7 protein-coding genes are annotated in these 6,877 nt (G+C 59.2%); 3 read left to right on the top strand and 4 right to left on the bottom strand.

Features of this window, described 5'->3' with window-relative positions; translation table 11 throughout:
* The coding region (locus RMO15_RS13255) for an alanine racemase (RefSeq protein ID WP_309713295.1) at positions 1–299 on the bottom strand (299 nt) is incomplete at its 3' end.
* Positions 300–326: 27 nt separating this feature from the next.
* Positions 327–1,145, bottom strand: a complete 819-nt coding sequence (locus RMO15_RS13250) for a phosphodiester glycosidase family protein (protein WP_309713292.1) — start codon at positions 1,143–1,145, stop codon at positions 327–329.
* A gap of 252 nt (positions 1,146–1,397) precedes the next feature.
* Between RMO15_RS13250 and RMO15_RS13245 the strand changes: the two genes are divergently transcribed.
* From RMO15_RS13245 to RMO15_RS13235, 3 genes are read left to right on the top strand one after another with little or no spacing between them, the layout of a single operon-like run.
* Entirely contained in the window at positions 1,398–2,201 is an 804-nt protein-coding gene (locus tag RMO15_RS13245; RefSeq protein WP_309713289.1) for a rhomboid family intramembrane serine protease, read from the top strand.
* The gene (locus RMO15_RS13240; protein ID WP_309713287.1) at positions 2,202–2,945 is read left to right on the top strand and encodes a phosphatase PAP2 family protein; all 744 of its coding nucleotides are present in this window, start codon (positions 2,202–2,204) and stop codon (positions 2,943–2,945) included.
* An 8-nt stretch (positions 2,946–2,953) separates the two neighbouring features.
* Positions 2,954–3,412 carry an RbsD/FucU family protein gene (locus RMO15_RS13235; protein WP_309713285.1) on the top strand — a complete coding sequence of 153 codons (459 nt, stop codon included), beginning with the start codon at positions 2,954–2,956 and terminating at the stop codon, positions 3,410–3,412.
* On the opposite strand, the gene RMO15_RS13230 is transcribed toward RMO15_RS13235, so the two are convergent.
* Both RMO15_RS13230 and RMO15_RS13225 read right to left on the bottom strand, forming a co-directional pair.
* The gene (locus RMO15_RS13230; RefSeq protein WP_309713284.1) at positions 3,400–6,276 is read right to left on the bottom strand and encodes a DUF1549 and DUF1553 domain-containing protein; all 2,877 of its coding nucleotides are present in this window, start codon (positions 6,274–6,276) and stop codon (positions 3,400–3,402) included. The genes RMO15_RS13235 and RMO15_RS13230 overlap by 13 nt on opposite strands.
* 20 nt (positions 6,277–6,296) lie before the next feature.
* Positions 6,297–6,877, bottom strand: a 581-nt coding sequence (locus RMO15_RS13225; protein ID WP_309713281.1) for an RluA family pseudouridine synthase, incomplete at its 5' end; no start/stop codon positions are given.

Here is a 6,877-nt window from a genome sequence, read left to right as displayed (position 1 = left end):
GAGATAAAGGGAGTGAGAGCAGCGCGGATGCAGTCGTCGGCCTCTTCGGGAAGTAGTGCACTCAGCGGGTAGATCGTCTGCGAAATCCCCGCCTTGCGCAGGTTCAGTGCCTCTTCGAGCGTGGCCACACAGAGCCGCGATGCTCCTGCTGCGACGCAGGCACGGGCGACGGGAACCAGTCCATGGCCGTAGGCATTGGCCTTCACCACCGCGGCTACATCGCCATAGCGGGCGCTCAGGAGACGAAAATTATGGGCGATGGCCTCCAAGGAAACCTCCGCCCAGACACGGTTTTGCACATAAGTATAATACCCGGCCCACCCGTACTACTTCTTGGCAACCACTACAGGCTTTCGACGAGTGCCTGCCTTGGAGACTTTGGTACTTTCGGGTCGGTCTTGCTCCACGTAGACCGCCAGTGCATTGGTGAGCTTGCGCCCCGGAGCCACCAGCGCCTTACCATCCATGTAGAGCCCGGTGGACGAGCCCCCGTCGTAGTTGAGCGCTTCCACAGCCCCGACGGACTTAAAGATCTGCGCCCATTCCGTCAGGCTCACCGCGGATTTCGTGGCCACGAGAATTAAGTCGCCATTGGGCATGATTCCCACTCCAGCACGAGGATCTGGCTTCTCCAGCAGGGGGCTAAAGCCTGACTTCCGGGGGTTTACCACGATCTCGCCCTCCGCAAGGAGCCGGATGCCTCCTGCCAACACCACCTCGCTCTTGCCCCAGTCCGTGTGGCGGTCAATGCCATCGTTGGCACGAATATCTGCCACCCACCCCTCACCATCGCGTACCCGGCGCAGACAAAGCGCCGCGCCGCGTCCACCAAAGTGTAGGAGCTTCTTTCCAATCACGATATCGCCCATCGGCTGAAGGCTCCGGGTATCAAAGAACGCCCCAGTGAGTACCACTTTGGCTCCCCGGTTTGCCATCGATGCGAGGCTCTCTGAGCTCCCCACACCGCCCTTGGCAATCATTGGCTGAACGAGGACGCTATCTGAGTCCAAGTTGACCCGCACGAAGTGAACCGTCTTCCCTCCAAAGACACGTGTTTGAAGCCGTACCGGCGCGGCTGCCGAGGCAGAGTTTGCGAGAGCGGCGAGGCCAGCCAGCGCAAAGAGTGTTTGTGTAATCTTGCCCATATTTTTACCATGTCGCAAGTCCCGTGCCATTCCCAGCGTTATTCAGGAACTTGTCGTACACCAATATTCGGAGTTGCAGAGAGGCCAATCTACCGCGCTTATACGGGTATTAATCCTGCTTTGAATACCGGTTTCAGTATAAAAATGCCTCTTTGCACGTACGAATGCGGTGTTTTCAAAGATAAAATAGCAAAATAGTGAACGGCTATAGAACCACTGTACTTATGGCAGACTCTGGTAAAATGGAGGAGCATGTACCAGAATAGCCAGCAGTCACCCCAGATGCCCAAGCTCAGCTCACGGGATACGCCCGTCACCTTAGTGCTCATCCTTGCCAATGTCATCACCTTTCTCCTCATCCACTTTGGCCAGAGACTCTGGCTCGTTCCGGGGATGGCACTGACGCCCGAGAGCCTGCGCCATCCGTGGACAGTGCTTACCTGGCCCTTGCTCGGGCTATACTCCCCCTTCGGGCTTCTCTGTCTCTCGCTCTGGACATGGACTATCGGCGGGAGTATGGAGCGCTCGTGGGGGACGGAGCGGCTGCTGAAGTTTGTTCTAGCGACAACTCTCCTCACCTCCGCGACTGTGCTCCCGATGCTCATCTGGGGGGCTGATGGGATCTTCGGGGGGCTGGGCGTTGCCATCGCTCCTCTCACGGTTGCCTGGTGCTGGCTCAACCGACAGCAGACCATTCTCTTTAGCTTTATCTTTCCCGTCCCCGCACTCGCCATAGCGGCAATCACAGCGGGCATGGCCTACTTTGAGACCTCACAGTCTCTCGGGAGCCCCTGGACAGGATTTGTTGGGCTCAGCGGCTGTGCGGCAGCCTGGTGGTGGGTGCGAGGTGGGCGTGAGTGGGCCGAGGCGCGATTTGGCAAAAAGAAGAAAGATGCGCCTAATCTTCGTTTTGCAGACCTCGATAAAGACATTCGGGGGGGCAAGAAGCCGCGTAGCAACCCGCTGCAGAAAGCCCGTGATGAGCGCAAGCGCAAAGAGCGTGATGATAAGATCGCGGAGATGTTCCGCAACTCCGGTTTTAAGGATGACGACTAGATGGGGTTGACGCGACGTTTGGCGGCGGTGGCAGGGACAGTGGCGGCGGCATTTCTGGGACGTAAGGCACGGCAGCGTATTGTCCCCCTCTTGGAAGTGGCAGTGACGCCCGTCGCGCTTGGGGCTGCGGTCTCGGCGGGTGCGATGGCACTCTTTTTCAATATCGCCGATGACATTCGTGGACAAGATGGGGTCTGGCGCTTCGACCACGATGGTCTCAATCTGGCAAAATCGCTTCGCACCCCCAATCGAACCGTCCTCATGCGCACCGTCTCGGACCTAGCCCGTCCCGATATCATGTCCGCCTTGGGCCTGGCCAGCATGATGATCGCCTGGCGCAGTAAGAAATGGCGCAACGAGGCGGTTCTGATGGCTGTGGTGCTCTCGGGTGGTGGGGCGATTATTGGCACGATTAAGTACCGCGTCGGGCGACAGCGCCCCAGCCTGATTGAAGCTCTCGCCACCGAGGAGACCTTTAGCTTCCCATCGGGGCACTCGTTTATCTCGCTGTGCTTCTACGGCACCCTCGCCTACTGGTGGATGAAGGGTAAGCCTCTTAAGCAGCGACTCGGGATTGCGATTCTGGCGACCAAGTTTATCGCGCTCATTGGGGTCAGCCGGGTCTATCTGGGGGTCCACTATCCCAGCGATGTCTTGGCAGGCTACGCAGCCGCTTTTCCCTGGCTCACGGCCTGCCTCGTGGGCTATGAAAACTACGAGCGCCGCGTCGCATTGCTGGAGTAGTAACGAAAATGCTAAAGACGCGCCTCACGCATCCCGAGATTCTCCACGCTCTTGCGATGGCCGGGCACCGTGCCAAGGTCCTGATTACGGATGGGAACTACCCGCACAGCACCAAGTCCAACCCCGCCGCAAAGCGGGTCTTTCTGAATCTCGCTCCTGGCACCGTGAAAGTGACGGAGGTACTGGAAGCCCTCACCCACACAATTCCGATCGAGAGTGCGGAAGTCATGCAGTCGGAAGACGGCACGGAGCCCCCGATCTGGGCTGAGTTTCGTGCCCTGCTGCCGGGAATCGCCCTCATCGAGCGCCCCCTGCCCGAGTTCTATAAAGCCGCCTTGCTCCCCGATACGGCCCTCGTGATTGCCACGGGGGAGCAGCAACCCTATGCAAATCTCTTGCTCACCATCGGCGTGATCTGGCCCGAAGATGCCGCTCATGACAAAGCGGCGATAGTTCAGTCCACGTAAAGAAACTCGTTGGTGAGCATCAGGGCTTGTGCGTAGCGCTCCCACTTGCTGAGCGGGGTCGCAGCAGCGGGCGGTGGGCCACCGAAGTCCGCTTCGGCTTTCCAGGCTTGTCGCTTGCTTCCAACCACCTTCGTACCCGCAATCGTGACCGAGGGAGCCCAGGCAAAAGAGTCTGTGTTCTCATTGGCACGACAGTCCACGACAAAATCGAGGGTATCGCCGCGCTTGACCTCTATCGTGTTTACCTTCGTCTCCGCCTGGCTCTTCTGCGCCACCCACTCCCCAAGCACACCGCTACGTGAGTGCACAACACGCCCACGAACCCCATCCCCAACGGTGCCAGGGTGGTTCAGTGTCCCCGAAACTCGGACGGTTCCTTCAAGAGGGCTCACCCAGCGGCGGATGACCATGTGCTTCGAATCGCCGGGATGCCCTCCATCGCGGCTGAGCATCGGCCAGCCATGCACCGGGTCAGGGAGGACGCTACCCACACGCCACTGAGAGTCTACAAAAGCCTTGAACTCATTAAAGACACTTATCTTGCCCAAGGTATCGTCCACCAGCCCCCAACCGTAGCGCCACGGCCCGTTGCCCTGTGCCTCTAGCTTCAGAGCCGCTTTGTCTGGAGCAACTAAGTAGTTGAGCGCGAGGTTCAGCTCTTCTTTACTGGGCGCACGCTCAAAAAGCTTCTGATACAGGGCGACCACTTTCTCCGTTTCGTCTTTTCCCGTAATTCCCTTGGCAAGTGCTCTAGCCTGATCAGCGGCAAGGGGAGAGTTCATCAGGAAGAGTGCCTGTTGTGGCACAATGGTCTTGAAGCGCTGGGGACTTGTCGCATCGGGAGTTGCAAAGTCGAGAGTCTTGAAGATTCCGGGTAGGTTCTGGCGCTCGATAAAGCCATAGACAGCACGGCGCTTGGTGTAGTTGCCCATCCAGAGCTCCTCACTCTTACCCCCTAGCTTGCTTGTGTCCAGAGTTCCCGCCGCTTGCAGCAGGCTATCGCGGAGCTGCTCCAGCTCCAGTCGCCGACGGCTCTGTCGTCCGTAGAGGCGGTTCTCAGGGTCTTTTAGAAAGACGGCTTCCGTGGTATCGCTACTCTGCATCCAGGTTGCAGAAAGAAGCATGCGGCGCTGTAGCTTCTTGAGGCTCCAGCCGTCTTCCATCAGAGTCGAGGCCAGCCAGTCGAGAAGCTCCGGGTGTGTGGGCTTTTCTCCCTGCCGCCCAAAGTCTGAGGGGGTGCGCACGATCCCGGTACCAAAGTGCAGGAGCCAGAGCCGGTTAGCGATCACACGAGCCGTCAGCGGGTTTTTCTTATCCGTGATCGCTTTGGCAAGTTCAAGTCGCCCGCCCGTGGGAAACTCCGGCTGAGTCTCACCCTCAACACAGGTTAAGAAGTGGCGCGGTGCAGGATCACCAGGGCTCCCAGGGTTGCCGCGCTTAAAGACCACGCCGGGACGCGGTGCCCCCTCAGTCATGGCATGCGCGAACTCTGGCGTGGGTGGGTAGCTCTTCTTCAGCTCCTCCATGGTCTTGTCTAGCTCAGCCAGCCGGTCGCGCCTTGCGGGCTCAAACGAGGGCAGGAGCTCACTGCGCTGCTTGTCGTTGGGCTGCTCGTTCTCACGAAACCCCTGGAGGATCTTCTGGAGCTCCGGAGTTGCAGTCTTTGCCTTTACGGTCTCTCGTAAGCGCCGCACTTCAGAGCGAATCAGCTCCTCGCGCTCGTTCTTGGCCGCCTGGAACTTGCCATCATGGGCTTCGTACGGCTCACGGATCTCTTTTTTCGAGATAACCGGCTGGTTCTCATTGCTGGAGGCGAAGATCGCGTAGAGACCGTAGTAGTCTTTTGTCGGGATGGGATCGAACTTATGGTCGTGGCAGCGGGCACAGGCAACGGTCATCGCCTGCATCCCCCGCATCGTGACATCAATCCGATCATCGAGAATATCGTGGGTATTGTTGATAAAGCGCCGCCCGAGAGTTAAGTAGCCCAGCGCGGAGAGATGCCGACGGTCTTCCCCGACCTCCATCCGGTCGGCGGCAAGCTGGTAGGTGAGAAACTGATCATAAGGCATGTCATCATTGAAAGCCTGGATCAGCCAGTCGCGGTAGGTGTAGGCGTGGTAGTAGTTGCGATCGTCGGTGAAGACATAGCCCTTGGTGTCGGCATAGCGGGCGATATCCATCCAGAAACGCGCCATCCGCTCCCCATAGCGCGGTGAGGCCAGTAGCTTGTCCACCGCTTTGGGCCAGGCATCCGGCGACTTATCCGCGATAAACGCACGGACTTCTTCGACGCCGGGTGACAGGCCGGTGAGTTCGTAGCTAGCTCGCCGCAGGAGCGTCCGACGATCCGCAAATGCAGCGGGCTTGAACTTGGCGGCCTCCAGCTTGGCAAGAATAAAGTTATCCAGACTACTGCGCGGCCAAGCCTTGAGCACAACTGTTGGGGGCGCTGGCTTCTTTACCGGCTCCAGTGACCAGAGCTTGCCGCCAACCATTCCCTTCAGCACGGGCCAAGGCGCACCTGCCTTCGCCCAGCTCTCCATCGCGGCGATTTTCTCCGGGGCCAACGCTGCATTCCCCTGCGGCATGCGGGGCTTTCCCCCTTCGCCTCGGATACGCTTAACAATCTCCGCCGCTTGCGCCGCTGTGATCGGAGCATCCAAGCGCAAGTTCCCCAGTGTATTTTCTTTGCTGTGGCATCCCAAGCACGAGGCCACAAATGTCGGGCGAATGTGGGTCTCGAACTGTTGGATCACCTCAGGGCTGGGAGCTACCTTGGGGGTCTTATCCTGGGAAATGGCAGGCAGAAGCGCTCCTGCGGCCAGCCCCAGCGCGGCCAGTGTTACGGCAAGTCGTTGCATACGGAAATTATACCCCGCATCTAGGAGTCGGGATGGTTTCGGCGGTAGGTGGCGAGTATACCTCGCATGTAACCGGGCAAGGGGGCTGTAAACGAGAGGGCTTCCCCGGTGCGTGGATGGGTGAACTCCAGCTTGCAGGCATGCAGGGCCTGGCCTTTTGTCTCGATATCCAGCTTCCGTAGCCCCCCATAGACCGAGTCCCCGACGACAGGATAACCGGCAAACTGGCAGTGGACACGAATCTGGTGCGTCCGCCCGGTTCGCAGCCGACACTCGATCATGGTCATCGGGCCAAGGCGCTCTAGAACGTGCACTTCCGTGGCGGCATCGCGGCCCTCACCGGGCTCACTGACGGCCATTTTGTGACGATCCCCTGGGTGGCGGTCAATAGGAGCCTCGATCACGGCATCATCAAAGTGGGGGCTTCCCCAGACCAGGGCCACATAGGTGCGCTTGGCCGTGCGGCTCTGAATCTGCTCTTGGAGGTGCCGGTGTGCCACATCGTTCTTGGCCACCACGAGCAAGCCCGACGTGTCTTTGTCCAGCCGATGCACAATTCCGGGGCGCTCTTCCCCCCCGATCCCGGAGAGCTTTCGCTTAC

Source organism: Armatimonas sp., from assembly GCF_031410135.1.
Classification (GTDB): domain Bacteria; phylum Armatimonadota; class Armatimonadia; order Armatimonadales; family Armatimonadaceae; genus Armatimonas.
Note: the sequence above shows the minus strand (reverse complement) of the source record. Positions and strands in the feature narration are given on the sequence as shown.

What these genes read in the sequence shown, in the direction of transcription:
- RMO15_RS13250 (WP_309713292.1), bottom strand. Translation starts at nt 1,145, where the DNA reads ATGGGCAAGATTACACAAACACTCTTTGCGCTGGCTGGCCTCGCCGCT.
- RMO15_RS13245 (WP_309713289.1), top strand. Translation starts at nt 1,398, where the DNA reads ATGTACCAGAATAGCCAGCAGTCACCCCAGATGCCCAAGCTCAGCTCA.
- RMO15_RS13240 (WP_309713287.1), top strand. Translation starts at nt 2,202, where the DNA reads ATGGGGTTGACGCGACGTTTGGCGGCGGTGGCAGGGACAGTGGCGGCG.
- RMO15_RS13235 (WP_309713285.1), top strand. Translation starts at nt 2,954, where the DNA reads ATGCTAAAGACGCGCCTCACGCATCCCGAGATTCTCCACGCTCTTGCG.
- RMO15_RS13230 (WP_309713284.1), bottom strand. Translation starts at nt 6,276, where the DNA reads ATGCAACGACTTGCCGTAACACTGGCCGCGCTGGGGCTGGCCGCAGGA.